Source organism: Streptacidiphilus alkalitolerans, from assembly GCF_042511045.1.
Taxonomy (GTDB): domain Bacteria; phylum Actinomycetota; class Actinomycetes; order Streptomycetales; family Streptomycetaceae; genus Streptacidiphilus; species Streptacidiphilus alkalitolerans.
Genome location: NZ_JBHEZX010000005.1, coordinates 361,928 through 386,627, shown reverse-complemented (window position 1 = coordinate 386,627; position 24,700 = coordinate 361,928). Strand labels below are relative to the sequence as shown.

The 24,700-nt window shown below is 71.2% G+C and carries 39 protein-coding genes and 1 tRNA gene; 4 read left to right on the top strand and 36 right to left on the bottom strand.

Going from position 1 to position 24,700, the window contains the following annotated elements:
* Nucleotides 1-23: 23 nt before the first annotated feature.
* From ACEZDG_RS14095 to ACEZDG_RS14085, 3 genes are read right to left on the bottom strand one after another with little or no spacing between them, the layout of a single operon-like run.
* Nucleotides 24-2,723, bottom strand: a complete 2,700-nt coding sequence (locus tag ACEZDG_RS14095; protein WP_380507970.1) for a 2'-5' RNA ligase family protein — start codon at nt 2,721-2,723, stop codon at nt 24-26.
* Nucleotides 2,716-4,563: a hypothetical protein gene (locus tag ACEZDG_RS14090; protein ID WP_380507967.1), complete on the bottom strand. Its 1,848-nt coding sequence runs from the start codon at nt 4,561-4,563 to the stop codon at nt 2,716-2,718. Before ACEZDG_RS14090 ends, ACEZDG_RS14095 begins: the two co-directional genes overlap by 8 nt.
* Nucleotides 4,564-4,578: 15 nt before the next feature.
* Nucleotides 4,579-4,869: a hypothetical protein gene (locus ACEZDG_RS14085; protein WP_380507965.1), complete on the bottom strand. Its 291-nt coding sequence runs from the start codon at nt 4,867-4,869 to the stop codon at nt 4,579-4,581.
* A gap of 61 nt (nt 4,870-4,930) precedes the next feature.
* Between ACEZDG_RS14085 and ACEZDG_RS14080 the strand changes: the two genes are divergently transcribed.
* Genes ACEZDG_RS14080 through ACEZDG_RS14070 form a run of 3 tightly spaced genes read left to right on the top strand, consistent with a single transcriptional unit; the run spans nt 4,931 to nt 7,644 of the window.
* Nucleotides 4,931-5,365 (top strand): hypothetical protein, encoded by a 435-nt coding sequence (locus ACEZDG_RS14080; protein WP_380507962.1) that lies wholly within the window; start codon nt 4,931-4,933, stop codon nt 5,363-5,365.
* A 22-nt stretch (nt 5,366-5,387) separates the two neighbouring features.
* A complete protein-coding gene (locus ACEZDG_RS14075) occupies nt 5,388-6,932 on the top strand; it encodes a terminase, large subunit (RefSeq protein WP_380507959.1) in 1,545 nt (514 codons plus the stop codon).
* Between the two features lie 46 nt (nt 6,933-6,978).
* Nucleotides 6,979-7,644: a hypothetical protein gene (locus tag ACEZDG_RS14070; protein WP_380507956.1), complete on the top strand. Its 666-nt coding sequence runs from the start codon at nt 6,979-6,981 to the stop codon at nt 7,642-7,644.
* Nucleotides 7,645-7,696: 52 nt separating this feature from the next.
* Here the strand turns inward: ACEZDG_RS14070 and ACEZDG_RS14065 are convergent, their stop codons facing one another.
* The 22 genes from ACEZDG_RS14065 to ACEZDG_RS13960 all read right to left on the bottom strand — a co-directional run bounded on the left by ACEZDG_RS14065 (nt 7,697) and on the right by ACEZDG_RS13960 (nt 17,827).
* Nucleotides 7,697-7,903: a hypothetical protein gene (locus ACEZDG_RS14065; protein WP_380507953.1), complete on the bottom strand. Its 207-nt coding sequence runs from the start codon at nt 7,901-7,903 to the stop codon at nt 7,697-7,699.
* Between the two features lie 270 nt (nt 7,904-8,173).
* A complete protein-coding gene (locus ACEZDG_RS14060; protein ID WP_380507951.1) occupies nt 8,174-8,404 on the bottom strand; it encodes a hypothetical protein in 231 nt (76 codons plus the stop codon).
* 77 nt (nt 8,405-8,481) lie between these two features.
* Entirely contained in the window at nt 8,482-9,180 is a 699-nt protein-coding gene (locus ACEZDG_RS14055; RefSeq protein ID WP_380507948.1) for a hypothetical protein, read from the bottom strand.
* Nucleotides 9,177-9,626 carry a hypothetical protein gene (locus ACEZDG_RS14050; RefSeq protein ID WP_380507945.1) on the bottom strand — a complete coding sequence of 150 codons (450 nt, stop codon included), beginning with the start codon at nt 9,624-9,626 and terminating at the stop codon, nt 9,177-9,179. The genes ACEZDG_RS14055 and ACEZDG_RS14050 overlap by 4 nt, the downstream gene beginning before the upstream one ends.
* 12 nt (nt 9,627-9,638) lie before the next feature.
* A complete protein-coding gene (locus tag ACEZDG_RS14045; RefSeq protein WP_380507942.1) occupies nt 9,639-10,226 on the bottom strand; it encodes a hypothetical protein in 588 nt (195 codons plus the stop codon).
* The gene (locus tag ACEZDG_RS14040) at nt 10,223-10,417 is read right to left on the bottom strand and encodes a hypothetical protein (protein WP_380507939.1); all 195 of its coding nucleotides are present in this window, start codon (nt 10,415-10,417) and stop codon (nt 10,223-10,225) included. Before ACEZDG_RS14040 ends, ACEZDG_RS14045 begins: the two co-directional genes overlap by 4 nt.
* 12 nt (nt 10,418-10,429) lie before the next feature.
* Nucleotides 10,430-11,248, bottom strand: a complete 819-nt coding sequence (locus ACEZDG_RS14035) for a DUF2637 domain-containing protein (RefSeq protein ID WP_380507936.1) — start codon at nt 11,246-11,248, stop codon at nt 10,430-10,432.
* Nucleotides 11,249-11,408: 160 nt separating this feature from the next.
* Complete coding sequence (locus tag ACEZDG_RS14030; protein ID WP_380507934.1) at nt 11,409-11,726, bottom strand: hypothetical protein; 318 nt, start codon at nt 11,724-11,726, stop codon at nt 11,409-11,411.
* A 41-nt stretch (nt 11,727-11,767) separates the two neighbouring features.
* Complete coding sequence (locus tag ACEZDG_RS14025; protein ID WP_380507931.1) at nt 11,768-11,902, bottom strand: hypothetical protein; 135 nt, start codon at nt 11,900-11,902, stop codon at nt 11,768-11,770.
* A complete protein-coding gene (locus ACEZDG_RS14020) occupies nt 11,895-12,137 on the bottom strand; it encodes a hypothetical protein (RefSeq protein ID WP_380507928.1) in 243 nt (80 codons plus the stop codon). Before ACEZDG_RS14020 ends, ACEZDG_RS14025 begins: the two co-directional genes overlap by 8 nt.
* Nucleotides 12,134-13,192 carry a hypothetical protein gene (locus tag ACEZDG_RS14015; RefSeq protein ID WP_380507925.1) on the bottom strand — a complete coding sequence of 353 codons (1,059 nt, stop codon included), beginning with the start codon at nt 13,190-13,192 and terminating at the stop codon, nt 12,134-12,136. Before ACEZDG_RS14015 ends, ACEZDG_RS14020 begins: the two co-directional genes overlap by 4 nt.
* 1 nt (nt 13,193) lies before the next feature.
* The gene (locus tag ACEZDG_RS14010) at nt 13,194-13,862 is read right to left on the bottom strand and encodes a hypothetical protein (RefSeq protein WP_380507922.1); all 669 of its coding nucleotides are present in this window, start codon (nt 13,860-13,862) and stop codon (nt 13,194-13,196) included.
* 58 nt (nt 13,863-13,920) lie between these two features.
* Nucleotides 13,921-14,247, bottom strand: coding sequence for a hypothetical protein (locus ACEZDG_RS14005; protein ID WP_380507919.1), 327 nt, complete (start codon nt 14,245-14,247; stop codon nt 13,921-13,923).
* Nucleotides 14,248-14,445: 198 nt separating this feature from the next.
* The gene (locus ACEZDG_RS14000) at nt 14,446-15,117 is read right to left on the bottom strand and encodes a hypothetical protein (RefSeq protein ID WP_380507916.1); all 672 of its coding nucleotides are present in this window, start codon (nt 15,115-15,117) and stop codon (nt 14,446-14,448) included.
* Between the two features lie 9 nt (nt 15,118-15,126).
* On the bottom strand, nt 15,127-15,468 hold the full coding sequence (locus ACEZDG_RS13995) for a hypothetical protein (RefSeq protein WP_380507913.1): 342 nt from the start codon (nt 15,466-15,468) through the stop codon (nt 15,127-15,129).
* Nucleotides 15,469-15,505: 37 nt separating this feature from the next.
* Nucleotides 15,506-15,577 (bottom strand) — tRNA-Gly (locus ACEZDG_RS13990).
* A 39-nt stretch (nt 15,578-15,616) separates the two neighbouring features.
* Entirely contained in the window at nt 15,617-15,817 is a 201-nt protein-coding gene (locus ACEZDG_RS13985; protein WP_380507910.1) for a hypothetical protein, read from the bottom strand.
* A 24-nt stretch (nt 15,818-15,841) separates the two neighbouring features.
* Nucleotides 15,842-16,063 (bottom strand): hypothetical protein, encoded by a 222-nt coding sequence (locus ACEZDG_RS13980; protein ID WP_380507907.1) that lies wholly within the window; start codon nt 16,061-16,063, stop codon nt 15,842-15,844.
* Nucleotides 16,056-16,757 (bottom strand): hypothetical protein, encoded by a 702-nt coding sequence (locus ACEZDG_RS13975; RefSeq protein ID WP_380507905.1) that lies wholly within the window; start codon nt 16,755-16,757, stop codon nt 16,056-16,058. The genes ACEZDG_RS13980 and ACEZDG_RS13975 overlap by 8 nt, the downstream gene beginning before the upstream one ends.
* Nucleotides 16,758-16,759: 2 nt before the next feature.
* Nucleotides 16,760-17,140, bottom strand: a complete 381-nt coding sequence (locus ACEZDG_RS13970) for a hypothetical protein (protein WP_380507902.1) — start codon at nt 17,138-17,140, stop codon at nt 16,760-16,762.
* Nucleotides 17,141-17,143: 3 nt separating this feature from the next.
* Nucleotides 17,144-17,539, bottom strand: coding sequence for a hypothetical protein (locus ACEZDG_RS13965; protein ID WP_380507900.1), 396 nt, complete (start codon nt 17,537-17,539; stop codon nt 17,144-17,146).
* A 63-nt stretch (nt 17,540-17,602) separates the two neighbouring features.
* Nucleotides 17,603-17,827 carry a hypothetical protein gene (locus ACEZDG_RS13960; protein WP_380507897.1) on the bottom strand — a complete coding sequence of 75 codons (225 nt, stop codon included), beginning with the start codon at nt 17,825-17,827 and terminating at the stop codon, nt 17,603-17,605.
* A gap of 145 nt (nt 17,828-17,972) precedes the next feature.
* On the opposite strand from ACEZDG_RS13960, the gene ACEZDG_RS13955 reads away from it, so the two are divergent.
* Entirely contained in the window at nt 17,973-18,206 is a 234-nt protein-coding gene (locus ACEZDG_RS13955) for a hypothetical protein (protein WP_380507895.1), read from the top strand.
* A gap of 58 nt (nt 18,207-18,264) precedes the next feature.
* Here ACEZDG_RS13955 and ACEZDG_RS13950 read toward each other — a convergent pair whose 3' ends face one another.
* The 11 genes from ACEZDG_RS13950 to ACEZDG_RS13900 all read right to left on the bottom strand — a co-directional run bounded on the left by ACEZDG_RS13950 (nt 18,265) and on the right by ACEZDG_RS13900 (nt 24,695).
* A complete protein-coding gene (locus ACEZDG_RS13950; RefSeq protein ID WP_380507892.1) occupies nt 18,265-19,335 on the bottom strand; it encodes a hypothetical protein in 1,071 nt (356 codons plus the stop codon).
* The gene (locus tag ACEZDG_RS13945; RefSeq protein WP_380507889.1) at nt 19,335-19,556 is read right to left on the bottom strand and encodes a helix-turn-helix domain-containing protein; all 222 of its coding nucleotides are present in this window, start codon (nt 19,554-19,556) and stop codon (nt 19,335-19,337) included. Before ACEZDG_RS13945 ends, ACEZDG_RS13950 begins: the two co-directional genes overlap by 1 nt.
* On the bottom strand, nt 19,553-19,912 hold the full coding sequence (locus ACEZDG_RS13940; protein ID WP_380507886.1) for a hypothetical protein: 360 nt from the start codon (nt 19,910-19,912) through the stop codon (nt 19,553-19,555). Before ACEZDG_RS13940 ends, ACEZDG_RS13945 begins: the two co-directional genes overlap by 4 nt.
* A complete protein-coding gene (locus ACEZDG_RS13935) occupies nt 19,909-20,223 on the bottom strand; it encodes a helix-turn-helix domain-containing protein (protein WP_380507883.1) in 315 nt (104 codons plus the stop codon). Before ACEZDG_RS13935 ends, ACEZDG_RS13940 begins: the two co-directional genes overlap by 4 nt.
* On the bottom strand, nt 20,220-20,519 hold the full coding sequence (locus ACEZDG_RS13930; RefSeq protein WP_380507880.1) for a hypothetical protein: 300 nt from the start codon (nt 20,517-20,519) through the stop codon (nt 20,220-20,222). The genes ACEZDG_RS13935 and ACEZDG_RS13930 overlap by 4 nt, the downstream gene beginning before the upstream one ends.
* A gap of 137 nt (nt 20,520-20,656) precedes the next feature.
* Nucleotides 20,657-21,322, bottom strand: a complete 666-nt coding sequence (locus tag ACEZDG_RS13925; protein WP_380507878.1) for a hypothetical protein — start codon at nt 21,320-21,322, stop codon at nt 20,657-20,659.
* A complete protein-coding gene (locus tag ACEZDG_RS13920; RefSeq protein ID WP_380507875.1) occupies nt 21,319-21,654 on the bottom strand; it encodes a hypothetical protein in 336 nt (111 codons plus the stop codon). The genes ACEZDG_RS13925 and ACEZDG_RS13920 overlap by 4 nt, the downstream gene beginning before the upstream one ends.
* On the bottom strand, nt 21,651-22,133 hold the full coding sequence (locus tag ACEZDG_RS13915; RefSeq protein ID WP_380507872.1) for a DUF6011 domain-containing protein: 483 nt from the start codon (nt 22,131-22,133) through the stop codon (nt 21,651-21,653). The genes ACEZDG_RS13920 and ACEZDG_RS13915 overlap by 4 nt, the downstream gene beginning before the upstream one ends.
* A gap of 3 nt (nt 22,134-22,136) precedes the next feature.
* A complete protein-coding gene (locus ACEZDG_RS13910; RefSeq protein WP_380507869.1) occupies nt 22,137-23,363 on the bottom strand; it encodes a hypothetical protein in 1,227 nt (408 codons plus the stop codon).
* Nucleotides 23,364-23,454: 91 nt separating this feature from the next.
* Nucleotides 23,455-24,321 carry a DUF2303 family protein gene (locus tag ACEZDG_RS13905; RefSeq protein WP_380507867.1) on the bottom strand — a complete coding sequence of 289 codons (867 nt, stop codon included), beginning with the start codon at nt 24,319-24,321 and terminating at the stop codon, nt 23,455-23,457.
* On the bottom strand, nt 24,321-24,695 hold the full coding sequence (locus ACEZDG_RS13900) for a hypothetical protein (protein WP_380507864.1): 375 nt from the start codon (nt 24,693-24,695) through the stop codon (nt 24,321-24,323). Before ACEZDG_RS13900 ends, ACEZDG_RS13905 begins: the two co-directional genes overlap by 1 nt.
* Between the last annotated feature and the right edge of the window lie 5 nt (nt 24,696-24,700).

The following is a 24,700-nucleotide window of genomic DNA, read 5'->3' as shown; positions in this document are numbered from 1 at the left end:
CTCCACAGCTACCGCATGCCATCTCAGTCTCCTGTCGTGGGCGGGGTGATGCGTGCGGCGGCTGCCGCTACGCGGGATCGGACGTCGCGGCCGACGCGCATCGACGCCCGCTGGACGCGGCGTTGACGCTGCTCGAGGGCCTGCTGCTCCTGGACGACGGCCCGCGCCAGACGGGCGTAGTCGAGGCTCGCCGACGGGGTGTCAGCGTCCGGCCACGCGAGGGCTCCGGCGGCGACCAGCGACACTTGACGGCGGCTGTCGACACCGGCCGTGGGCCGGTGGAAACCGGGCACGTTGACGCACAGCGCGGCCACCAGCTCGAGCTGCCCGCCCTTCATCCGCCAGTCGCCGGACAGCGGGGAGCGGCGCAGCTCGGCGACCTGCTCGGCTGTGGCCTCCGGCACCAGGGCTCCGGCAACCCAGATGCCGTGCGCGTCCTCGCCGGCGCGGACGACGGCGACGCAGCGGCCCGTGTTGTCGTAGTGGGCTGCCGCCGCGGCGGCGGTCAGGCGCCCGTCGGCGTGGCCGGTGCCGGCCGTGAGGTGTCCGACGGCGAGCAGGTTGCCCTCGGCGGTGAGGACGTCGCCGGTGTGGAAGTGCGCGTACCCGCTGGCCGACCGGGGCGCGGTGGTGCGCACGCCGGGGTAGCCGATGTGCGGCTCTTCCCAGGGTGCGACGTGCCCGTACACCCGGCCGTTGGCGTCCGCCCGCGGGGTGGTGAAGCTGCTCAGCTTTGGGTCCTCGAACCACGCCGCGGGGGGCGCGACCGGCGCGGCCCCCGCGACCAGCGACGTCAGGCCAGCCGATGCGGCGAGGCTCAGCAGGGTGTCCTCGTCCAGGGGTGCCATGGCGGGGTCCTCCTCTCCAGCGGTGGCGTACACGGGGGTGATCTCGCCCTGCCAGAAAGCGGGCTCGAGCACCATCGTTGCGGACATCAGGCGCCAGTCGACGGCCACGTCGGTGCCGTCGGGCAGGCACTCGACCGCGACGTCGTCCAGGCCGACGGACACCCAGCGGGCGTAGCCCTCGTGCAGCTGGCGGGCGGCCTCGCGGCCTGCGTCGCCGCCTAGGTCGAACCGGCCGGAGGCGGTGAGCGCGGTCCCGGCGATCTGGGCCTGGTCGATGCTGCCCGCAAGCATCGCGCCCATGTGCCCGGGCTGCAGCGACGGCTGCCACAGCAGCGGCAGCGGCAGCGGCCGGGTCGGGTCCTGTCCGGCGGGCAGAGTCGCGATGACGCGGCGGTCGCCGGACGGGGTGTCCAGCGGGCAGAGTGTGCCGGTCCAACCGATGGGCAGGTCGGAGCCGTCGCCGTCGGGGTCCGGTACGACATCGGGCCCGGTTGGCGGCGCGGTGATCGGCGGCGCAGCGGGCGCGGGCGGTGGCGGGGGTGTGCTCATCTCGGGTGCTCCCGTGGTCAGGTCAACGGCGGTGCTGTCGGGGCCTGCCATCAGCGCGGCGTAGCCGAGGGTCAGGGTCGAGCCGACTCGGTCGGCGAGCAGCTCGGGGTCGAGCCCGTACCCGACAGTCAGGTGAGGCACGAAGGTGGCGAACTTCTCGGGCGGGACCGGAACATCGTTTGCGTCGAGGGCGCCCTTGAGCGCGTCGCGCAACTGGTGTAGCTCAGGCGAGTCGAGCATCAGGACGGTGGCCGCAGGCGTCTGGGGGCCGAAGGGCTCGACGCCCGTCACGGTGGCGGTGACGGGTCCGGGGTATTCGCCGGTGACCTGCGTCAACGCGTCAGTGATGCCCTGTCGGTGGGCGTCGGTGAGGGTCGATGCGTCGTCCGTCAGGTAGATGAGGGTGACATGCAGTTCCTCGGCCGGGTCGCCGTCGGGATGGGCGACCGCGGCGGGGTCGGCAGGCAGCATGGCCATGATCGCGCCGTCCATATTCGCCGACGCGGTCAGCGCGGCGATGTGCGCCGGGCTGAGCTTGCGCGGGTCGTAGCCCATCTGAACGGCCTCCTCCTGGGACAGAATCGCCATGACGCAGCGGCAGTTGATGACCTCATCGGCCGGTCCGGACGGGTCGCCGGGATGCTCGAGCGGGACGCCTCCGACGTGGAACGGGTGCACCAGGGGGACGATCTGACCGCCGGCCTTCTCGTGGCTCGCGCGCACGCGGCTGTCACTGACGTGGATCCACTCCTTGTAGGCCGCCTCCCCGCTGGCGTCCTGGTACGCCTTCGCACCGGCCAGGGCGCCGCCGTTCATCGCACCCATCGCCTCCGTCCTGGCGATCCGCATGGCCTTGTAGGCCCACCCGGAGCGGTCCCCGGTCTGCTCGAAGTCGAGGGCCGACAGGATCCGTTCGGCGATCTGCTGGTGCGACTCGCCTTCGGCCAGGGCCTCGAGCAGCTCCGGGCGGATCTCCTCCATCGCCGAGGCCGGGAAGATCCTCAAGCGGCTGACGACCTGGCTCATGTACTGCTCGATGTAGTGCTGGTCACCCACATCCGCCGTCCGCGCCATCGCCCGAAATTCCTCGCCGAACGCGGCCTTGATCTCGGGGAGCAGGGTCTCCTGCACCTGCTGCTCCCACGCGTGCTGTGGAGCGCTGCTGCTCAGCACGTGCAGGTCCGGCGGCTGCCCGGCCGGGAGAAGCAGGCGGCGCAGGGTGGCGAGCCAGCCGCGCACCAGGTCCGCGGCGGCCTTCACCAGGGCGCGCTCAAGCTGGGCGAGGCGGGCAACGCGCCGAACGCGCGGCAGGGTCCGGTCAGCCACAGAGCACCCCGAGGTGCCCGAGGAACCCCGACATCGACTGGCGGCTGTGGGGCTCGCCGGTCAGGAGCAGCGCCCGGACGTACTGGTCGGCGGACGCCGCGAGACCCGGGTACTCAGGGAGCGTGAGTGGCAGGTGGTCCCACGCTCCGGCGAGCAGCCGGTCCAAGTCGCGCTCGGCCACCGTGACGTGGGTGTGCAGCTCGTGCGGGCTCACCTGCTGATAGGTGGCCCGCAGGTCCCGGGTGAGGAGCCGCTTCCCGGCCAGCTCGAGGGCCCGAAACACGGCGACGTCCAGCGCGGCGGCGGCAACGGGCGGCGCTGACGGCGCGTTGTCGGGCGGCGACGCGGGCCGCTGCGGCAAGGCGCGCGGCGACGGAGCAAGCGGCTGACCAGCGTCGGCGGCAGGCGACGGGGCTAGTGACGTCCCGGCAACGGGCGGCAGCAGCGCCGGGTCCACCTTGATCCCGAGCATCGGCAACAGCGCCGGCGCCAGCTGCGGCGCCGCACCCAGGATGGCCATGATCAGTGCCTGCTGCTGCTCCGCTGGTGTCGGTGCGTCCTCCTCGCCGAACCCGTTCTCGCGGCGCTGGGCTGCCTGACTCAGGGCACCTGCGGCACCGAGGGCCTGCGCCGCACCGGACTTGTCCGGCCGGTTCGTCAGACCCGTGGTGTCCGGCAGCACCACCCAGGACCCGGGGTCTGGGTCGCCGAGCAGCTCCATCGCGGGCTGCAGCCAGCCGACGCTCAGGGCATGGCTGATGATGGTGGCCGGCGGCACGATGTGGACCCGAACACCGGACTCATCGATCTGCCAGGCGCTCCAGTGGTTCGCTTTGCCGATGCCGAGCAGCAGCTCGGGTGGCAGGTCGAGGGCGGTGGCGAGGCGCGTGATCGCGGCCTCGATCCGGTCCGGCATCGACTCGTCCAGCTCGGTGCTGAACGTGAGGTGTTGGATCTTGCCGACCACGTCATCCGGGACCTTGATGACCAGCGGCACCACGGCGGCGGCGCTGCTCCGGTCCTGGATCGGCGTCATCATCGCGTCGATGAGGTCCTCAACGAACGGATCCGCACCGTCCGCGTCGTCGCCTTCCTGCGCGCCCTGGCCGCTCGGGAAGGTCACGGACTGCGGCAAGACCAGGATGCCGTTGCCGGCCAGCCGCGATTTGATCTGGGCGTCGGTGTGGTCGTTGAGGCCGACCAGCTCGCGCAGGATCGGGATGGCGGCCATGACGCTGGAGTCGGGCCACTGGGCCCGCTGCGGGTGGGACTGCCAGGCCCGGATGATGACGGTGTTGTCGGGCAGCTGTACGCGGCCGGTGCCGTCGTCCAGGTACCAGGTGTCTCCGGTGCCCCAGGTCAGTTCGGTGGAGCTGCAGGGCTGCCAGCGGTCCGGGCCGCCCTTGACGTCGGAGGGGATGCCTACGAGGTAGGACTCGCCAGGGACGAACAGCTGCTGCCCGGCCCGGTTCATGAAGGAGGCTTGGCCGTTGGCTCCGCCTGCGAAGTCGGCTACGAGCTGGGCGGCGGGACCGTCGGCGACGATGACGGGGTCCTCGCCGGGTGTGATCTTTGCTGCGACCAGGGTCACCCTGCTGAGGCTGTTGCCCATCCATCCGGTGGCCGAGTGCAGTTCACCGACCGCGTCGTAGTAGCCCCACGCTTCGGTCTGCCTGCCGTACTCGCGGCTGGCGCCCATGAGGGCGGTCATCGGGAGCGGCGGCAACTTGGGGGCCTTGAGGACCTGGGCGGCGGCGGTGATCGTGCGCGCCCCCCGGCCGCCATGGGCGGGGATATTGACGGCGGTGTACTGCGGGTCGCGGCGCAGGCGGAAGCGCATGCTCACCTACCTCGGTTACTGGTCCAGCCAGGTGGCGGCGATGCCGACCAGGTAGGAGATCGACAGGGCGGCGGCAGGAAGGACGAACCACAGGCTGTTGCCGAGCAGCGCGGCGGCGGCGATGACGGGCACGACGGTGTAGATCGACAGGCACCAGGGGCACGTCGACAGGTACGTCACCTTGCTGTCGTTGCCGAAGCGGCGGATCACCCAGGCGCGGAGGCCGCCGGCGAGGAAGTCGGCGTTGATGAAGCGGGTGATGCGCAGGGTCGCGCCGAGTGCGAGCAGAAACTGAACGATGGTCACAGCCGTATGGTAAGGGTCTCTCGCGCATACTGACCATTACCAACGATTTTCGGAGGCCGACGTGGCATCGACATGGCCCAGCACCGCCGGCGAAGACATCGCCGTCGACCGCGAAGTGCGCGCCATCGAGCTGCGCGTCCAGCACGGGATGACGTACGGGGAGATCGCGACGGAACTCGGCTACGCCCAGGAGTCCGGTGCGCGGCGCGCGGTCGAGCGCGGCCTCGCTGCCCGTGTCGCCCAGCAGGGCGAGCTGCGCGACATCCTGATCGGCGTCCAGCTCGAGATCCTCGGCGAGGTCTTCACTGGGCTTCGGCCGAAGGTCCGCAACGGCGACGCCCGCGCAGCCGAGGTCATCCTCAAGGGCCTGGACCGGCACGCGAAGCTCTTCGGCCTGGACGCCCCGATTCAGCACAACGTCACCACTCCGATGGTGACGGCTGACCAGCTCATCGCGATCATCCAGCAGGCTGACGGCGACGGTGCTGACTCCTGAGGCTGAGGCCGCCTATCGGGCGATGACGGTGCAGCAGCGCATCACCCTAGCCCGGGCTGCACCGGATGAGCTGCGCCCGCACTTGGCCGTGCTCGAGCGGCGGATGTACGCCGAGCGGTCCCCGGCCTGCCTGGCTGAGATCGTCACCGGCGGCAAGGAGCTGCAGGCCCCGCACCTCGACCTGATCGACGGCGCTTTCCAGCGCATCGACGCTGGTGAGGCCGAACGCGTCGGACTATTCATGCCACCGCGGCACGGCAAAAGCCGACGCGTCAGGTGGGCGATCCTGTGGTACCTGATGCTGCACCCCGACCGCAGGATCATGCTCGCCTCGTACAGCGCCACCCTCGCTGAGACGCACGGCCGGTGGCTGCGCGACACCATCGAAGCCAACAGCGAGCTGTTGGGATTCGGGTTGCGGACCAGCAGCCACGCTGCCGGCCGCTGGGACATCGAGAACACCGAGGGCGGCTTGCTCGCCACCGGTGTCGGCGGTGCTGCAACCGGGCTCGGCGCGCACCTGTTCGTCATCGACGACCCCGTCAAGGGGATGCTCGAGGCCGAGTCGTTGGCCTATCAGTCGCAGACGTGGGGGTGGTGGACGGGCACGGCGCAGACCCGGCTCGAGCCGAACGGCGCGGTGGTCCTGGTGCAGACTCTGTGGTCGCCCGGAGACCTCGGCACCCGGGTGGTGGAGGAGGAACCGGATGAGTGGGAGATCGTCCGGCTGCCAGCGATCGCGCTGACCGATGACGAGTACCGGGCGCTCGACCTCGACCCTGAGCCGGACCCGCTCGGCCGCCAGCCTGGTGAGGCGCTCTGGCCGGAACGCTACCCGGCCAGTCGGCTGGCCAGGATCCGACGGGGCGTCGGCGAGAAGGTTTGGTGGGCCTTGTTCGGGCAGCGGCCTCGGCCGCCGAAGGGCACCCTCATCAGCCGGGACGCGATGCGGGCGCAGCGCACGACCAAGCCGGCCGCACCGCAGCGGGTCGGTGTTGCCGTGGACCCGTCCGGCGATGGCCGGGACACGGCCGGAATCGTGGCCGGCTACCTCGGTACGGACGGGCGCGCCTACATCACCCACGACCTGACTGAGGTGATGTCGACGGCCGAATGGTCTCGGCAGGTCTGCCTGGTGGCGCACGAGACCGGCGCTGACTTCGTGGTGGTCGAGACCAACTACGGCGGCGGCATGGCGACGTTCGCCGTCCGGACGGCGTGGCAGGCCCTGCTGGACGAGGGCGTGGTGAAGGGGTTGCCGCCGCGCATCGTCAAGGTCAACGCCAAGCGCGGCAAGTTGCTGCGGGCCGAACCGATCGCGCAGCAGTTCACCGAGGACAAGATCCGGCTGGTGGGCACGTTCGCGCAGTTGGAGCATGAGTGGTCCTCGTGGGTGCCTGGGGCGGCGTCGCCTGGCCGGATCGATGCGTCGGCCTATCTGGCGTACGAGCTGCTCCCGGTGCCGGGTTCGTCGGCTCTGATCAGCAATCCGGCGAAGACGCCGCCGCGGCCGGGGGGCCGGTCGTCTCTCACCCGGCCGCGCGAGGGGACGGGGCCACGGAGATAGCGTAAAGATTCTTGACATATACCTTACGCAAGTCAATAATCCTTACATGGCTACCGACTCTAGGTTTACCCGCACGTACGACTCCGCCCCTGAGGCGATCATGCACGTCGGCTCCACGCTCCAGGACTTCGTCACCGCGTCTGAGCTGGACGCCCTTATCGGCGGGACCCTGGCCCCGGCTGTGATCGCAGAGCGCTACTACGAGGACATGGCTATCGGCGAGCCCGACGGCGCACGGATCGCCACCGACGACGCCCAGACCCGGTCCGACCTGCTGGACTTCGTGCGTTACGAGATCTCCATCGCGATCGAGCAGCGCCGCGAGGACGCTGCTGAGGCCGCGCTCGCCGAGCTGCGCGAGCGGGACGCACGGACCGGCCAGCTCGTGGCCCAGGCCCTGCACTCCGGCGCCTCGAAGAGGGCCGTTGCCGAGGCTCTCGACATCAGCCGGCCGACGCTGGACAAGATGATCGCCGATCAGGCGGACCGGGCCCTGTTCGACGCTGCCCTCGAGCTGCTCACCAAGTACGGCCGCCCGCATGCTGACTCCCTGCAGCTGATGGAGCTGCTCGCGATCCGCAGCGTCCTGAAGCAGGCGCGGGGCATCCTCGCCGCGATGGCCCAGTTGGAGAGCTGGGACGCGTGGGGCCCGGAGCAGGTTGAGGTTCTCCGACGGGCGCAGGCTCGGGCGCAGGAGCTGACGGCACGGTAGATGTCGCCGCCGGGCCCGCTACTCGTAGTCGTTTCTCCACCCCTGCCGAGCGTCAGCGTGGGTCGCCCTTCGGGGCGAAAAACGAGAGGAAGCCCCTCAGGGCGTGCACCTCCATGCGATTGCGGAAGTCCGCCTCTAGGTGCGCGATGGCTGCCGGGGTCATCCCGATCGCCTGAAGGGTGTCGCGGAACGCCTCAAGGACGACTAGCAGTTGCTGGTCGTCGTCGTCGGTTTCGTTGTCGGGCTGCTGGGCGGCCAATCTGATGTCCTCCTTAGGTGGGACGTACCGCGGCCCCTCGCGACGGGGGATGCGCGAGGGGCCGGGAGCTGCGGGCGATGAAGCGCCGCCCGTCCAGGATGCTCCGGTTCGGGCTGCTCTGTCTGGCAGTTGTCGGGATTCGACTCACCGGTCGACGGGGTGGCACTGGTGGCCTTCGTCGGCCCACCAGCCGCAGTGCGGGCAGACGTAGGACGCGAGGGTGGAGCAGCGGAGCAGCAGTCTGCGGATCATGGCGATCCCCTTCCGGGGTCAGAGGGCGATGTGGGCCAGGGTGAGCAGGAGCAGCACGAGCACCGTCGCGGCGAGGCAGCCGAGTTGCGCCCCGGTGGGCGGAGGTGGCCCGGTGATCTGCTCGCCGTCGGGGATGTGGCCGCCGTGCATCCGGTCGCGGTGCTCAGCGCGCTCTGCCTCGACCGCGCGCCGGGTGGGCACGGTGGGTGAGGTCGTGCGGCAGACAGCGCAGCGGTAGCGGTACCGCATCGGGGTGCTCCGTTCGGCGGGTAGGGCGGTAGGTAGGCGGCCGGGTAGGCGGCCTCTGAGCTGGGATTCCTACCGCCTCAGGAGGGGGCCGTGGGCGGGGTCGAGAGCGGGGGGAGGGGCGCGCTCTGCGGGCCCCCGGACGGGGCCGCGGCGGGGGCCTCGCCGAGGCCTGGCGGGAGGGCCGAGAGCCGCACCCCGCGGCGGTTGCGGGAGCGGCCTCCGGGGAGCCTGATCTTGAGCTGCTCCGCGACCGGGATGCCGCCCTCCGCGAGGACGTCCAGGAGGTCTGTCCGGGAGACCCCCGGCAGGGCGGTGAGGAGGTCGTCCAGGTGGACGCCGAGCCACCCGTGCTCAGCCGCGATCTGCCGCACCAGCGCGGCCACTTCCTCGACCGTGAACGGCTCGCCTTCGGGCTCCTCCGGCAGCGGCTCGGCCCCGGCCGCCGGGCCGGCCACGCGGGCGGCCGGCGCGTAGTAGATCGCGCCGCCGACCCAAAGTGCCACCGCCGCGGGCGCGAGGAACGGCGTGACGTGCAGATCGAGGTAGGCAGCGACGTATACGCCGAGGCCGACGCCACCGGCCTGGTGCAGGCCGGTGCGCCAGCCGGAGCCGGTGAGCCACCGCCAGCCGATGCACCACATCACCCGGGACCCGGCGGCCAGCATCCTGCCCGTGGCCCGGCCGGGCAGGTAGGGGCGCAGCGTCGGCATGGCGAGCACCCGCTGCGCCACCGGCTCGACCTCGAGCGTCGGCGTCTCCTGCTCGGTGTCGATCACACCGCCCCCAGGACCTGCACCAGGGCGGACGCCAGGGCGGCTGAGGCCAGGCCCCAGATGCCTCCGGCTGCGGCGTACACGGTGGCTGCGCAGATGCCGAGCAGTGCGGCTACCCCGGGCTTCAGCTTCGCGCCGTAGATGATGGCGGTGATGCAGACGGCGACCGCGCCGGCCCCGACGTTGCCGCCGATCCCCGACCGGACCGCGTCAGTCAGGCCGCCGGAGAGCGAGGCTGGTGCGGACCAGATTCCCACCGCGGTGGCGTAGAGGGTCCCGGCGACCAGTCCGACGAACGCCGCCTGGTGCTGGTTGAACTTGATGCGGTGCCGGGCGCGGACCCCCAGGACCAGGATCACGGTGACAGCCAGGGCTGCGCCGCTGGCGCCGAGAGAGCCGAGGATCTGGCCGGAGTGGATGCCGGCCGGTGCGAGTGCTGTGGTGGACACGGTGTCCCTCCGTCAGGAGTTGGGGGCGTAGAGGCCCAGGGCGAGAAAGGCGGAGGCGAGGGGGATGCGGCAGACCCAGGCCAGGGGCGCCCAGGCGTGCCGGGTCCGCTGGTCGACGGCGGCGCCGATGGCGATGCAGATGCCGACGCCGAGGATCACCCCGGCGGTGGTCGACTGGGTCTGCTGGGCGCAGCTGGCGATGAGGGTATGGATGGCGGGGACCAGGCCGATGCCCCATCCAGCGGCGGCTGCGGTCCCGTTGTAGACGAGGATGGCGAAGCGGCGCCGCTGGGTGGAGTGGGCGCTGAGCATCTCGCGCGGGGAGCGGCGGCTCCGGGCCTCGGGCTCATCCCAGTCCTCGGCCTCGGCGTCTTCCTGGTCGTCCGGTTCCTCCTCGTCCTCGGCGAGCAGCTGCTCCTCTTCGGCCTCGGCGGGCTCCGGCTCGGGATCGGGCTCAGCGGGGGCCTCGGGCTTGCCCAGCTCGATGCCCTCCCCGGTGCGCCAGTCGGGCAGGCGCTGGTGCGGGGGAGCAGCAGGAGCGGGCGCAGGCGCAGCGGCCTCCGTGTAGAGGCGGTCCCACCAGTCCGTGGGGGCGCTCACAGCAGGTCCCAGAGGAGCGAGCCGAGGACGGTGAAGAATCCGGCGGCAACCCAGACGATCAGGCAGAGGTGGGCCGCCCGGGCGGCGGAGCTGGGGCGGTGGACATCGGTCATGCGGAACGAGGTCGTGGCAGCGGCGGACGCGAGCAGCGCGAGCACCAGCAGCCACGCCCACATCAGGGCGTGCAGCATTGCGGGTGCTCCTCAGATCGCTGCGGGGAAGGTGGCGAGGTGCTGCTCGTGCAGCTCGACTTCCTTCCGGAGGGTGCCGCGGATGGTCCCGTCGCTGGGCACGACCAGGCCGGCTGCGGCGATGGCGGCGCCCATGGCCTTGGTACCGGGCCGCTTGCCCGTGGCGTAGAGCTTGCGAATCACGGCGCAGCGGGGGTCCGAGTAGGCGATGGCCGGGGCCGCGATGGCGGGCGCGGCGGCCGGCGGCGGGGGGAACGCGGGCAACTGGTGCACGGGGGCGGTGACGGGCGCTGCCGGGGCGACAACGGGGGTTGTCGGCAGCTCTGCCTCACCATCGGTGGCCTGCGTCTGCGGGACAGCGGCGGGCGTCAGCGTGCTGGCCCGGGTGAGCAGCCGGAAGACCTGGTTCATCAACGCGCCGAAGGCGAGCAGCGACGCCACTGGGGGGATCGCGGCCACCACGTAGTCCAGGGGCCGGGCGCTGTTGCCGACCCCGGCAACGTTCAGCGTGATCGAGGCACCAGCGCCGGACACGGTGATGCAGATCGCCCACCAGTCGATGCGGCGACGCAGCGCGGCCAGGAGCACGAGCAACTCACCGGCGAGGTAGAAGAGATCGAGTGTGGCTGGCCAAGCCCAGCTGCGCGCGGTGTCGTCGGCCAGGCCGTAGGTGACATCGACGTCGTGCAGGTGGGCGTAGCTGAGCCAGAGGGACACGCCGGTGAGGATGAGGATGATCGTGGCGGCGAGTCCGCCGAGCCACCAGATGACGGGCGTGGTGACGGGCGTCGGATGGGTGTTGACGTGCGGCTGGGTACGGTCACCAGCCACGTGATCGCTAGGATCTGTGGCAGCCATGGAGGTAGGTCTCCTGTGGTTAGGCCCCGTCGCGAGATGCCAGTCTCAGCGACGGGGCCGTTCTGTTTTCGATTGTGGGACGCCCCGGCCAGGTGCGGGAGGGACGTGTTCGCAGATCCTACCCTACGCCCCGTCAGCGTGTCTGCGACGCCCCGTCAACGGGTGGTTTCGGCCCTCGCAGGATGCGTACCGCGTCGGTCCCCCAGCGGTAGGTACGGATGAACACGTACAGCGTCCCGGGCGGATGGATGTGGACCTGGTAGGCGGTGTACTGGGGGGTCCGGAAGCGCCCTCGAGCGACCGCGTAGCACCAGGCGCCGTGCGCGTAGATCCAGAGCAGCGGCTCGCGGCCGTGGGGGTAGACCAGGACCTCGGGCCGGGGGCCGTGCTCGGGGCGCCAGGGTGGGACCTCGATGGCCTCGCCGGAGGTAGGGGGTTTTTGGGGCGACATATTCGAATGCTAGTTCGAAGAGTGTGCCCCGGCCACCCGCCCTACCCGCCCCACCTGCGCAGCAGCCAGCCCAGCAGGCCCTTACGCGGGGCCGAGTCCTCGCGCCAGGCGAACGGATTGCCCTCGTCCTCCGGCAGTTGGACAGCGAGGCTGCGCCCCACCTCGTCCTCAGCCACTGTCCCCTCCGGTCTGCGCCGCGACGATCACCCGGGCTGCCTCGTGGTCGGTCGCGTGGCCGTTGTTGGACGCCCACTCGGCGACGTCCATCGGCCACCGGATGTCGCCGTACCCGATGACCACCACGTCGCCGTCCTGCTGCACGGTGTGCACCTGGTCGTCCGGGCGGGTGCCCTCCTCGACCACGAGCGCGGCGCCCTGTTCGCTGAGGCACTGCATGCGGATCTTGCTCACTGGGCGGTCCTCTCGATGGTGAACTCCCCTGCCGGGCGGCCCATGCCGACGATGATGGCGCCGCTGGTCAGCTCCGCGTCGATGCTGACCTCGATCTCGCGGGAGCCGAGGAAGTTGCGGGCGTAGCCGCCGATCAGCTCGGCGAGGTGGTCGCCGTCGTGGGCGTGGACGGTAAGCGGGAGCGGCGCCTCGGTGCCGTTCTTGCCGCCGCGGGCGCCGATGCGCGCAAAGACAACCCGGTACTCGGTCGTGGCCTTGGCGGCCTGGACAGCAGTGAGCGCGGCCCGCAGGCGCGGAAGGTTGTCCGCGTACGTCTCCGGATCCGCCTCCGCCTCGGCGATGCGGTCGAGGAGCAGCTGCTCCTCGCCGTCGACCAGGTGCGCGAGCACCGGTGCGATCCGGCAGGACAGGCCGGCCTCGGCAGCGAGCCGGTCCGCCACCTGGATCTGGGCCAGGAGCTGAGGGTGCCGGTGGGTACCGGGCTCCTGGCGCTCCGTGTCGAGGTCCTGGGCGAGATCGTCGTACGTGGCGGCAGCGGCGCGAAGCAGGGCGATCCGCTCGAACTGGTCGGTGTCGACCGAGGAGTGGACGGTGTAGACGTGCTTCGCGGCGTCGCGTACGGCGTAGAACACCTCCCGCCATGTCAGGTCGGTGACGGTAGCGAGCCGCTCGACCTGCCACTCGGGGACGGTGTAGACCTCGAGCGGCTCGAAGATCACCCGCTTGGAGAGGATGCCCAGCGCTGCGTAGGCGTCGTGAGTGGTCGTCCGCACCTGCTCGAGCAGAGCCGGGCGGTCCGCTTCCGGGGTGACCTTCATGAGCAAGGTGCCGAGCTGGATATGGCGTTCCATCAGGACCTGGACCATGTTGACCAGGGAGCCAATGGCGCACATGGACTCGAGCCGGATCTCGTCCGCTGCCGCGACCCATGCCTGCTGGATGGTGATCGGGAGGTCGCCCCACTGGGGCATGGGCTCGCCGAGGAAGTTGAGGCCACCGGTGCTGCGCCCGTAGGCGGCGTACGCGGCCTGGGCGGGGGTCTCTTCGATGGTCATGTCAGCCCTCGGCAGTCGGGTCGTAGGCGGTGAGCAGCTCGAACGGGGAGATCACGTAGCTGGTGGCCTCGCCCGGCTCGTCGGACAGGAAGGTGTACAGCTCGGATTCCGCCCTGACCGGATCGGTGCCAGCCTCCTCATCCACCGGGACCCAGCGGAGGATGCGCTCCTCGAGGTCGACGTGCGCGGCAACGTCGTCCTCGCAGTGCTCCTGCGCGGCCGTCAGCGTGGTGTAGACGCCGAGGGTCATGCTGTCGAACTGGGCCCGGTAGGCCAGCTTGGTGCCCAGCTGCTCCGTGAGCCACTGCACCGCGGGGAGCAGCTGCTCGCCGAGTTCCATCGGGACCAGCCGCGGCGCGCCGTTGGGCGCGAGTAGGCCGCGGATGTTCTGGGCGTCGGTGTCCAGCGCGACCAAGCGGGCGCGGCGGTCCTCGATGCGCTCGCCCTCGACGATCAGGCGGGAGATGAGGTGTCCGGCTCGCTCGCCTGCCCACCCGGCGAGGTTGCTGCAGAACAGGTCCTCGTTACCTCCGGCGTGGTGGTCGTGGTCGCGGCGCTGGGCGACGGTGGTGGCGATGTCGGCCACGGTCCGGTCGCTGGCCGGCGGGACGTCGCCGATCAACTCGCGCAGGGCGGCGAGGGTCTCGGGGTGAAGTGGGCTGATGGTCATGCTGCTCCTTGGGCGGAGGGCCGGGGCCGCGCTCACCGGCGCGGCCCCGGCCGGTAGGTCAGATCGCGGGGAAGTGGAAGACGGTGGCGTCGTCGGGCACGGGCAGCCCGTAGTGCTCGTCCTCGCGCGGCGCCCACAGCGAGACGGTCAGCGGCCCGGAGTACGAGTGCGAGGTGCGGGTTTCGTCGGCCAGCTGGGTAGCGAACGCGGCGGGGTCGGCCGGCGCTTCGTGGCGGGCACCGTAGGAGGCGCGCCACGTCTCGCCCGGGAAGGCAGCGCGGGGGTGCTCAACGGCGTACACGATCTCGAGCGCGGCCGAGCCGTCGGCGGCCTCCTGCTCGGGGCGCTCGAGACCGGCCTTCTCGTCGTAGTTGATCTCATCCATGGGTGTGCTCCTCAGGAGTCAGAACAGCGCTTGTTGTGTGGAGCGTTGCGGGCCCTGCACCAGGTCGGTGGGCGGGCAGCGGCAGAGGCGTTCGGGGCAGTCGCAGAACTGACACCGGTCGCAGACGTCGCCGCCGCAGACCTCGCAGGGCAGGTGACCGAGGCAGCCCGGAATGCCGCAGTAGCAGCGGAGCATCGGTCAGTCCGCAGGCGGCGTGGGGATCTTGGCGAGCGGCGAGCGGCTGCCCTTCGGCGTGGCCAGGACGGCAGCCCAGTCCACTTCGGCACGGGTGAGCAGCGCGTCCACGTCGGCGGTGCGGTACAGGGAGACGTCGAGGATCTGCTTCCACTCGGCCTTGACCTCGCGGACCTCGGTCGGCGTGATCCAGCCGAGGCGCACTGTGTGGTCGAAGTCGGTGCGGCGCAGGCCGATCCGCTGGGCGGCCTGGTCGGGCCCGAGCAGTGCGTCCTCGGCAGCGAGCTGTGCAAGGTCGGGCAGAGCGGCCAGGCGGGGGACCTCGCGGAGGTCGAATAGCAGCGCGTCGTAGTGGCCTACGCCCACGCTGGCGAGCAGGCCGCGGCGGTGCAGACCCCGGACGACATCGCCGCGGACTTCGAATCCCGATGCGGCGGTGAGCCGGTGCCCGAACACCGTGCTCGCGACGGGCTCCTCGGTGCCGGTGGCCAGCACGACCACGGTGTCCCAGTTCGCGGTCAGGGTGTCGACGGCGCTGGCGGACCAGCTGGTGCCGGCGTCGGGTGCGGGGATGGCGCCGAGGGTGAAGGCGCGGTCGATCTGCCAGGTCGGGTGGCCCTGGCGGCCGAGGCGGCCGTAGAGCTGGGCTTTGGTGTAGGTGGTCAGGCGGGGCATGGCTGCCTTTCAGTCGGTGGGCGGGGTGCTGATCCAGTGCCGGTGAACAGCGTGGGTGTCGGCGTCGCGGGCGGTCCGGGACCGGTAGCCGTGGACGGTGGTCAGGCCGGGGGTGTGGACTGCGAGGCCGTAGAGGTCGGGGCTGTTGTGGTGCGCGAGAGCGTCGTCCGGCCAGCTGTCCCACCGGTCGGCGCCGGCGCCCCACTGCTCGATGTGAGTCCACTCGGTGTCGAGCAGCTGGTCGATCCAGCTCCGGCCCTCGGGCATCAGGCCGTCCGGACTCTCACCGGGCAGGCCGGGGAGGAGTGTCGCCAAGTGGTTGGCGAGGTACAGCTCGGACGGGGTGTCCATGCGAGCGGGCTCCAAGGTGGTGGCGGGCGGTACTGAGTGCCGGTGCCCGGGGTCGAACCGGGGTGCGCGGAGGGGGATGTCCGCTGCTCTGCCGCTGAGCTACACCGGCGGTGGCTGCCGCCCCGGGGGGACGCGGGGCGGCAGCCGGTCAGGTGGTCGCGAGGTCGTCGCGGATCAGGTCCGCAGCCGAGCCGGTCAGGGTGGACTTCGCGTTGGGCCACTCGGCTATGGCGACGACGTTGGCGTAGCCGTACTGCTGACATAGCTCGGTCACCCGGACTGCAACCTCGCTGGGCGGGATGGCGAGTTCGTCGGCGAGGTCCTGCACGGTGATGGTCGGGGTGCTCATGTTGGTGGCCCTTCCGGTGGGCGGTTACCAGGCGTTGGTGTCGGGGTCTTCGTTGGCGCGGCGGATGCCGCTGAGCAGGTGGTCCAGGTCGCGGTCGGGCAGGTCTCGAATAGCGGTGTCAAGCTGGTCAGCGGTGGCCAGTTGGGCCTGAATACGGACGAGGCGGCGGCGCTGGTAGTGGTCGTAGGCCAGAACCGGCGCCAGGGCGGCCACGCAGAGGACCAGCAGCAGGACCCAGTTAGGCATCGCTGGCCAGCGCAGCATCGGCCATGCACCGCAGCTCGTACGCGATCACGGCGGCCATCGAGCAGGCGGTGCAGTCCTCGGTGGTGTGATCGGTGTGCTGCTTGCTGCTGGCGATCTCGGCCGCCTCGTTGAGGAGCTGCGCCCGGGCGGCGCCGGTCGGGCCTTCGCCCTTGAGCGCGGCGCGGAGCGCGTCCACCGCCGGGGTGGGGAGGTACGTCTCGCCCTCGCCGGGGCGGATGAACAGCATGGTGCCGCGCCGGCCGCGGGGCGGTGCGGCGTACAGGCGGTCGCCCGCGTCGTCGGTGTGCAGCAGCTCGTCCTCGCGAGTTGCGGCGCGGGCAGCGATGCGGGCCGCCTCGTAGCCGGTGGCCATCTGCTGCGCCAGCTCCATCAGCCGGGCGCTGGGCTGCGCCGGCCAGGAGGCCTCGCGGTCGGCCAGGGCCGCGATGTTCTTCCACTCGCGGACCAGCTCGAAGACCTGGGCGTCGTCGGCGGTGGCCGACCGGCGGGACGCGGTGACCCGGTCCCGGACCGCCCGCAGGTGGTTCGCGGCGCCGGCGCCGCCCTGGGCGAGCTTGCCGCTGATGGTCCTGCGGATGCGGATGCACAGCCGCTCGTACAAGCCGCGGGCCTGGGCCAGTTCCTCGGAGGTGAGGTAGTCCTCGGGTGCGGTGGAGATCACGGCGGTCTGCATGGTCAGCCCTCGTCCGAAGCGATGCGGTGGAGCTTGGCGATGTTGCCGTCGCGGACCATCTGGAGGGCTGCGGCGTAGCCGGGGAACCCGAGCGCCAGGCGACCCGCGTTGACGGCGTCGGCGACACCGAAGAGGTTGAGCAGGGATGCGGGGAATCCTGACGGCGGCCATCCGCCGTCCAGGCCCGCGTGGAAGAGGGTGTGGGCGGCTTCGTCGGTGGTGGGCTCCGCCTTGTGGTCGACGGTCGGCTCGACGGTGGTGGAGAGCGTGGCGTGGGCAGCGGCCATGGTGGCGAGCACCAGGGCGTCGTCGACCTCAGTGCCGCGGTCGAGGGTGGCGAGCAGCTGCTCGGCCTTGCGGTAGTGCTCGGGGCCGGTGGCCATGGGTTAGTTCCTGTCGTGTTCGAGGGTGGCGTGGTGTGCGGAGCAGCAGCCGCGGATGGGCGCCGGGGTGGGTCGGCCGCAGTACAGGCAGCGGGCTTCGGGGGCGCAGGGGGAGAGCAGGGTGTCGGGGGCGATGAGGTTGATCCGGGTGTCGCGGCCGATGGTGCCGGGGCCGTAGCCGGTGGTGACGCCCCAGAGCGCGGCCTCGAAGGCGGCCTGAAGGGTGGGGCCGGCGTCGGCGAGGTGCTGGGGGGTGGTGGCGGTGACGATGACGCCGCACGCGGTGTAGGTGAACTGCAGGGTGTTAGGCCGGCTGATGTCGGCGAGGGCGCTGGCGATGATCGGGGCGGCCTCGCAGGTGACGGCTGCGAGGGCTGCGCGGTGGCGGACGTCGGGCACGGTTCCCCCTGGCTGGTCGGTGGTGGGGGCCGCCCGGTTGGTGGGCCGGGCGGCGGCGGGCGGCTACTTGGCGGTGCGGTTGAGGCAGCGCTTGCAGGTGACGGCCTCGGTGGTGGGGGCCAGGTAGTGGAGGCGGGCGACGGCGGTGCCGGTAGTGCAGCAGGCGGGGACGTTGGTGCGGAGCCGCTTGTTGTAGCGGCCGGGGGCGTGGACGGTTGCAGTGTGGGTCCGGAGGTTCTGCGGGGCGTCAACGACCGTGGTGGCGATGGTGGTTGTGGTCTCGCTCATGAGTTCCTCCGGTGCTTCCGACTGCCAACTTTGTTTGCACTTTTAGTGTGGACCCATGCGGCTCATGATCGCAACATAGTTGGCACTTTTCCTTTGGAGGCGACTGCCTAGTCCGTTGGCACTACGCCGTGAGACCATGCAGACCATGACGCCCAAGCCCCCACCCGACGAGCAGGCCGCGTGGCTGCGCCGGCTGGACAAAGCCGCCGACGCCCGAGCCCGTGCCGACCGGGTGATGGAAGAGCTGATCGCCGACGCCCGGGCCGCTGGCGTACCGCTGATGGCCATCGCCCGGCACGTGCCGTACAGCCGGGAGTGGGCCCGCCGGATCGCCGACCGGATCGACGCCGAACGGAAGGCCGCGGCGCCCGACGCCTGACCCGTCACCGTCCTGTCAGCGGCCCGTCACCACCCCGGTGGCGGGCCGCTGACGTACGTCATGGGCCGTCAGTGCCCGCCTGCGCTTCCTCGGCCTCGAGCTGCTCCCGGCCGATCCGCACGAGGCCCTCGATCGCGGCCTGCGCGACGTCGGTTAGGTCGCCCTGGCCGTGGACGCGGACCGGCTGGCCGTCGACCTCGACCACCTCGCACCTGTCTGCAGCGGCCTGCTCGGCTGCGGCTTCCTCCTGATCGAGGCCGACCTGCACCAAGGCCCGGATGTCGGGGAGGGTCCGGTTGACGTAGCCCGTGAAGGCGGTGGATGCGTACTCGCTGCCGGGATACAGCAGCGCCGGGATGCGGCCTTCGTCCGGGATCGGGGTGCTCAGCTCGGCGTCGTGCGTGGGGACCGGGACGAACCGGACGTCCACGGGGCCAGCGGCTTCCCGCTGGAGCGTCTGGGCGGTCTCGATCATCTCGCCCACCAGGCCGGGCCGGAGGCGCCTGCGGCGAGGCAGCGGCGGCAGCGGTGCGACGTCCTCGAGGAACTGGGCGGCCAGGCGCAGCGTCGCCGCGGTGAGGGAGTCCACCGGGGGGACGTCGGTGCCGTTGGGGTCGAGCCAGTCGGCGTGCGCGCGGAGGATGCTGATGGCGTCAGCGGGCGTCGCGGTAGGCGTCAGACGCTGTGCCCAGCCCTGGGCCTCGGAGGCTGCGAGCTGCGCTGACGCGGTGTCGACGGGCGTCTGCTGGTCGTCAGCGCAGGGGCGGCAGAACGGCTGCGCGGCAAAGTTCCTGTACACCGCCGGGCGGGCGCCGCAGGTGCAGCAGCGGGGCTTGAGCGCGACGGCGTTGCGCAGCAGCTCAGCCACCTCGGGGGTGCCGGAGTCCGTGAGGTAGGTCGCCAGGGTGGCGCCGCGCTGGAGGGCGGCGGCCAGGTCGGCCATGGTGAACCCGGCTGCGACCAGGCCGGCCACCTGCTGCTCGAGCACGGGGTCGGCGGCGGACTCGGCCGGGCGGTGGCCGGTCCAGTCGCCCGGGTGCGGTGTGTCGACCACGTCGACCAGGAGCCGGCCCTGCTGCTCCCCCTCCGAGTGGACTACTCCGGGGGTCGTGGGCTGTGAGTCGTCCATCAGGTGGGGTCTCCTTCGGTGAGGCGCTGGTCCTTGCCGGGCGGGCGGAGCTGGACTCCGGCGGCGGTGAGGCGCTGGTGGATGCAGCCGTACGAGCGGCGGGTCAGCTGCATGAGCTGGCGGATCGAGGCGCCGGCTTCATACCGGCGCTTGAGGTCAGCGAGCATCCGTTCGCGGTCGGCGCCGATGGGACGCGCGCGGTGTTCGCGCTGGCCGGTCACGCGGGCTGCTCGGTGGCGGCGGGCTGGGCGTAGCCGGTGGCGGGCGCGTCCTGGGCGTAGCCGACGATGACGGCGCCGTCGCGCCCGTTGAGGTACACCGGCCCGGCGCCGGCCTGCCCGGCGCGGGCGTTCTCGACCAGCTGCATCGTCTCGGCGACGGCGCTGGGCTCGGCCGGGCCGGGGACGGTCCACTCGTGGTGGTCGACGGTGCGCTTGCTGTAGGTGGCGGTCATGAGGTTCTCCGGGGTGACGAGGTGGAGGGGGATCACGGGCGCGAAGGCGGCCGTGCGGTACGGGGTGGGGTGGGTGCCCGGGACGCTGGACCGGGCGCCGGCCGGAACGGGGACCGCGGTCACCCCTCGGCCTTGCAGACCTGGCAGGTGAACTTCGGCGGCGGGGTGTCCCAGCACGACCGGCATGCCGGGCCCTTGAGCAGCTGCTCGGGGGTGAGTCCGAGGACCTGGGCAAACGCCACCAGCTGGTCGACCGTGACGCGCTGGTGCCCGTTCTCGATGTTGCTGAGGTTCGCGGGGCTCATCGGTAGACCGCGTGCTGCCATGGACGCAGACAGGGTGCTGCCGCTCAGGCCGTGCCAGCGGCGCCAAGCAGCGATGTTCTGGCCGACAGCGATGGATACGTTGCGCGCGGCCAGCTGGCGGCCCGTCACGATGTCGCCTCCGGCACGAACTCGATCGGCCGCCACCGGCGGACAGCCACGGTGCGCAGCTCCATCGCGGTGGCCGTCACCGGGTCCTCACGGAACGGCGGCACCGCCGATCCGTGGACCGCGACGGCGTAGTACACGGACCAGACGACGCCCTCGAGGCGGAACACGAGCTGGTGCTTCTCGTGCAGGCGGCCGGTGCTGACGATCCGGTCCATGATGACCATGCCCTTGGGCAGGTTGTTGGGCATGCCGAGGGCCTCGAGCTCGGCGATGGTGAACTGGCGAGTCCTCCGCATTGCGGGTGCTCCTGGGGTCGGTGTGGCGTACGGGCTGTGTGGGGCCGTGCGGGCCGATCTCCGGGTCCGGCAGGGGCGGGGCCGCTCGCGGGGGCGCTGGCCCCGTGGCGGCCCCTTTGGGCGGCCTGGATCGGCTGCTAGTCCTGGGCTTCGAGTTGGTCGGCGAGCAGGTTCATCCCGACTCGTGCGGCGGTGATGCTGGCGTGCGCCTCGGCAGTAACTGCGCCTCGGCTGATCTGGGCGAGGACGTCCGCGTGGAAGCGGAGGACGTCGGGTGCTGACCGGCGGCGAATCGCGATGGGCTTACTGGTGCCCGGTTCGTAGAACGGCGGGAGCGCGCACTCGGTGAGGCATTTGTCGCAGTGCCGATCGAGGCATCCGCAGTACGGGCAGCGGCTGCTCGGGCTCGTGGGCTCGGCCGGGGGGATGATCTCGACTGTGTCCCAACTCTGGACCCCGTCGCTGTGCTTGGCGTCGGGGCTGTGGCCTCCCTTGCAGCGGTGGACCCCGTGCTCGTCGTGCCAGGACGCCGAGACGCAGGCAGCCGGCAGAGCCTCGATGGGAGCCCGGGCGGAGGCGACAGCGGCCCACATGAGCGCCATCAGCCGGGCCTCCTTGGCCTTCGCCGTGGACTGTTCGGCCCGCCGCTGCCAGCGCTCGGTCTGCTGGGCCTCCTGTTCCGAGTCCAGGCCGGAGGCGCGGCTCTGGGCTTGGGTACGGCTGTGCCGGGCCTCTCGCAGGTTGAGGTCGGCGTGCTGCGCCCATTCGGCGGCGAGGGCGGCGGACTGCTGAGGGCTGGTCATGAGTCGGCTCCGGTCTTCTCGGCGTTCTGGGCCATCCAGGACTCGACGGTCTTGCGGCCTGCGGCGTGGACCAGTTCGGCGAGGCTGGCGGGCTCGGACGCGGGGAGCAGGTTGGCGATCTCGGTCCACATGAGGGCTGTCTGCCGTGCCTCGATGTAGGCGCCGATCTCGGTGTCGGTCTTGTACCGGAACTGCTCCTGGTCTCGCCGGGCGCCGACCATGCCCTCGAGGTTGGCGGCCTGTGCACGGTGCTGGATTGCGGCTTGCAGGTGGGCGGTGGCTTCGGTGGCCCACTGGAGTGCAACAGCGGTGGCTTCCTGTCGGGTGGTCATGCTGCGGCTCCGGTGCGTTGGGCGTGGTGGAGGGCGTGGGCGGTGGCGATGAGCGGCGTCGTGGTGCTGGCCAAGGCGGTGTAGTTCAGGCCCGACTTCGCGAAGCAGTCGGGGCCGATACCGACCAGGCGCCAGCGGTCGGAGCGCAGGGAGCGCCCGCAGTCGAAGCACCTGGTCGTGAACTCGGCGTAGCGGGCGGCGCAGCCGGCGGGGTCCTGCTGGATCGCGGTGTCGACCTGCTCCCAGAAGGTGCGGCGGCTGGCGACGACGCCGTCGAACCAGGTCTTCCGCTGGGCCGGGTCGGCGGGCATGTCGCGCTTGTACGGCTGCGGCCCGTACCGGGCCTTCGGCGGCCACGGGGCGACGGTGCGGTCGCCCTTGTCGTCGTAGGTGACGTGCCAGTACGTCATCGTCGGGGCATCGGTGGTGGTGGGGTCGGGGACGGCGTAGTACCCGGCGGGCAGGTGCGTCTGCTCCATGGGTCACTCCTGTTCGGTCGAGGGGGCGGCGTCTGGCCGGATGGCTTGCCGGAAGCCGGCGGGCATGAGGGTCCGCGGCTGTGCTCCGGAGTCGCCCTTGATGCAGGGCGGGCAGATGCCGTTGTCGGCGAGGCGGCGCTCGGTGGTGCCGCACGTCGCGCAGGGCTTCTGGTTGGCGAGCGGCAGGGCAGGACGCTGCCGGTAGGCGAGGTCTTCGATGCGGCTGCGGAGCACCTCGCGGTAGCTGCGGATGCCGCCCGGGTCCTTCGTCAGTTCGGCGGCGAGGGCGGCGTCCAGCTCCCAATGCCGTTCGGCAGCGCGGGCGATCAGGTTCGGTGCGTACGCCTTGGCAGTGACGCGGCCGAGCGTCCAGGGCTGCGGGAGCTGTTCGAGGAACTCGATGGCTTGCTCGGTGGGGTCCTCGCCTCCTCCTCCGCCTTCGGCCGGGGTGCTCGGCTGGACGACGGCGGGATCCGGCGGCGGCGGGGAGGAGGAGGGGGGAGGGGAAAGGGCAGGGGAAAGGGCAGGGGCCACGCGCGCATGCGCCTCTGCGCGCACGTGCGTAGAGGGTTGGGCAGGGGGTTCCCCAGGGGTATCGGCAGGGGCAGTGTCAGGGGTATCGGCAACCCCTGCCGAACCCTTGGGGAAGGGTTGCCGAGGGGTATCGCCAGGGGTTGCCGAAGGGTTGGGCGAGGCTTGCTCAGGCCATGCCGAAGGGGCTGCAGAAGGGTTCGGCAGGGGTACCGCGATGGTCCGGCACAGGACCTCGATGTGCTCCTGAACCTGCGCCCGGACCGAGGGCCCTTTCGGGCCGGCCGCGTCGCTCAGTTCCTCGAGCGGGATCCGCGGCATCTCGGCGAGCAGGGCCCGGCGCAGCTTGTGTGAGCTGATCTCCTGCGCTCCCGACACGGCGGCACCCATCACGCGCGGCATCCGGTACACGCCGTCGTTGCGGATGAAGCTACGGATCAGCAGCTCCTCCGTGTCGGCGTCCATCACGATGAACCGCCGCTGCTCGAGGACGTCCAGTCGCTGCTGCAGGAGGTCGACCGTCAAGCCCTTCGCCTTCCTGGCCCACCTCTTCAACGTGAGCGGCAGCAGCCCGGCATGGTTGAGGTTCGGCTGCGACAACAGGAAGGCGTACAGCCGCTGTTCGCCCTCACCCAGAAGGTCGGTGAAGTCGGCGTCATCCCAGATGCTGGAGAGGATCAGACCGTGGCGGCGTGCCATGCAGGGCTCATCTCGGGGTGTTCGTGGTGAGTAAGAGGGGCGCGGCGGCCCGGGGCCGGGGAGGTGTCCCGGGCCGCCGCAGGTCGAGCAGCTACGCCGGAGAGCCGTTCATGATGGGCTCGGTGATGCTCTCGGCCAGGGCCGCCACGACATCGCCGAACGCCGCCTTGACGGCCTCTTCCGGCTTCTCGAGGCGGTACGCCAACCGCAGCTCGCCGTCGCCGATCCGGTACTGGAACCGGGCCTTGACGCGGTACCGCTGGGCCCCCTCGAAGGGCTGCACACCGATCCAGAAGTGCGCGGGGATGTCGAGCTTCCCCTTCTGGCCGGCCTTGCCCTGGGTGGTCTCGGTGTAGGTCAGCTGCCTCTGGCCGTCCGCCAGTCGGACCCCGGACAGGAACTCGACCTTGGTACTGGCCTCGAGACTCTGGGCGACCTCGAGCATCTGCGCGGCGGAGGGCGCCTTGATGTCGTCCTCGTCCATCACGATCACGCCGAGGTTGTCCTCGATGTGCTGGGCGAAGGTCTCCTGCGCGATGAGCTTGCCGTCGTACTTGAGCCAGGTCGCCCAGTCAGTGGTCTGGCGCAGCTCGAGCACGAGCCGGTGCTGACCCCACCGTGCGGCGTCCTGCTGGTGAGCGTCCAGGACAGCGGTGACCTTGAGCTGCTGGACGTCGGCGTACAGGTCGCTGCCCTGATCGTTGTGCTTGGCGTAGTAGGCGACGAAGGACTCGGCGTCCCACACGCGGGTCGTGCCAGCCTTACGCTTCGGCAGGTCGCGGTAGGCGTCGCCGGTGAGGTCGAGGGTGGTCGGCTCGCCGCGGCTGTTGCGGACGGCGTAGACCTCGCCGATCTCGAGCTTGACGGGCTGCACCGAGTCGCGGGCGGTGTCGACGATGACCTGCACGTCGCCGCCGGTGGCAGCCAGTTCGACGGGGGCCGGGTTGTAGCTGTGCATCAGACGTTCCTCAGTTCGGTGCTCTGGGAGGGGACGGGGCGGGCGAACAGCGACGGCTGCGAGGGGTTGTCCTGGGTCGGGTTGCCGTCGCTGTCGATGAAGAACAGAGCGCTGGCCGCCTTGGCCTTCGGGGCCTTCACCGTCGACTCGAAGCTGATCGCGACGGGGGTGTGCTCACCGGCGCTGGTCGGGTCGATGTTGATCGCGATGACCAGCGAGCCCTTCTTGCCGTGCGCGGTCACGGCCTCGAGCAGCTGGTGCAGCTCGCGGGACAGCTCGGCGTGGGTGCGGCCGTTGAGGTGCTCGACCAGCAGCGAGGCCAGCTCTCGCGGCTCCGGGCGGTCCCTGAGGATCTCGCCGGATGTGGTGTCCACGATCG

Excerpts from the sequence above, each read along its gene's own strand:
- ACEZDG_RS14090 (WP_380507967.1), bottom strand. The coding sequence starts at position 4,563 with ATGCGCTTCCGCCTGCGCCGCGACCCGCAGTACACCGCCGTCAATATC.
- ACEZDG_RS14075 (WP_380507959.1), top strand. The coding sequence starts at position 5,388 with ATGACGGTGCAGCAGCGCATCACCCTAGCCCGGGCTGCACCGGATGAG.
- ACEZDG_RS14070 (WP_380507956.1), top strand. The coding sequence starts at position 6,979 with ATGGCTACCGACTCTAGGTTTACCCGCACGTACGACTCCGCCCCTGAG.
- ACEZDG_RS14060 (WP_380507951.1), bottom strand. The coding sequence starts at position 8,404 with ATGCGGTACCGCTACCGCTGCGCTGTCTGCCGCACGACCTCACCCACC.
- ACEZDG_RS14040 (WP_380507939.1), bottom strand. The coding sequence starts at position 10,417 with ATGCTGCACGCCCTGATGTGGGCGTGGCTGCTGGTGCTCGCGCTGCTC.
- ACEZDG_RS14030 (WP_380507934.1), bottom strand. The coding sequence starts at position 11,726 with ATGTCGCCCCAAAAACCCCCTACCTCCGGCGAGGCCATCGAGGTCCCA.
- ACEZDG_RS14015 (WP_380507925.1), bottom strand. The coding sequence starts at position 13,192 with ATGACCATCGAAGAGACCCCCGCCCAGGCCGCGTACGCCGCCTACGGG.
- ACEZDG_RS14010 (WP_380507922.1), bottom strand. The coding sequence starts at position 13,862 with ATGACCATCAGCCCACTTCACCCCGAGACCCTCGCCGCCCTGCGCGAG.
- ACEZDG_RS14005 (WP_380507919.1), bottom strand. The coding sequence starts at position 14,247 with ATGGATGAGATCAACTACGACGAGAAGGCCGGTCTCGAGCGCCCCGAG.
- ACEZDG_RS14000 (WP_380507916.1), bottom strand. The coding sequence starts at position 15,117 with ATGCCCCGCCTGACCACCTACACCAAAGCCCAGCTCTACGGCCGCCTC.
- ACEZDG_RS13995 (WP_380507913.1), bottom strand. The coding sequence starts at position 15,468 with ATGGACACCCCGTCCGAGCTGTACCTCGCCAACCACTTGGCGACACTC.
- ACEZDG_RS13985 (WP_380507910.1), bottom strand. The coding sequence starts at position 15,817 with ATGAGCACCCCGACCATCACCGTGCAGGACCTCGCCGACGAACTCGCC.
- ACEZDG_RS13980 (WP_380507907.1), bottom strand. The coding sequence starts at position 16,063 with ATGCCTAACTGGGTCCTGCTGCTGGTCCTCTGCGTGGCCGCCCTGGCG.
- ACEZDG_RS13975 (WP_380507905.1), bottom strand. The coding sequence starts at position 16,757 with ATGCAGACCGCCGTGATCTCCACCGCACCCGAGGACTACCTCACCTCC.
- ACEZDG_RS13970 (WP_380507902.1), bottom strand. The coding sequence starts at position 17,140 with ATGGCCACCGGCCCCGAGCACTACCGCAAGGCCGAGCAGCTGCTCGCC.
- ACEZDG_RS13960 (WP_380507897.1), bottom strand. The coding sequence starts at position 17,827 with ATGAGCGAGACCACAACCACCATCGCCACCACGGTCGTTGACGCCCCG.
- ACEZDG_RS13955 (WP_380507895.1), top strand. The coding sequence starts at position 17,973 with ATGACGCCCAAGCCCCCACCCGACGAGCAGGCCGCGTGGCTGCGCCGG.
- ACEZDG_RS13950 (WP_380507892.1), bottom strand. The coding sequence starts at position 19,335 with ATGGACGACTCACAGCCCACGACCCCCGGAGTAGTCCACTCGGAGGGG.
- ACEZDG_RS13930 (WP_380507880.1), bottom strand. The coding sequence starts at position 20,519 with ATGCGGAGGACTCGCCAGTTCACCATCGCCGAGCTCGAGGCCCTCGGC.
- ACEZDG_RS13925 (WP_380507878.1), bottom strand. The coding sequence starts at position 21,322 with ATGACCAGCCCTCAGCAGTCCGCCGCCCTCGCCGCCGAATGGGCGCAG.
- ACEZDG_RS13920 (WP_380507875.1), bottom strand. The coding sequence starts at position 21,654 with ATGACCACCCGACAGGAAGCCACCGCTGTTGCACTCCAGTGGGCCACC.
- ACEZDG_RS13915 (WP_380507872.1), bottom strand. The coding sequence starts at position 22,133 with ATGGAGCAGACGCACCTGCCCGCCGGGTACTACGCCGTCCCCGACCCC.
- ACEZDG_RS13910 (WP_380507869.1), bottom strand. The coding sequence starts at position 23,363 with ATGGCACGCCGCCACGGTCTGATCCTCTCCAGCATCTGGGATGACGCC.
- ACEZDG_RS13905 (WP_380507867.1), bottom strand. The coding sequence starts at position 24,321 with ATGCACAGCTACAACCCGGCCCCCGTCGAACTGGCTGCCACCGGCGGC.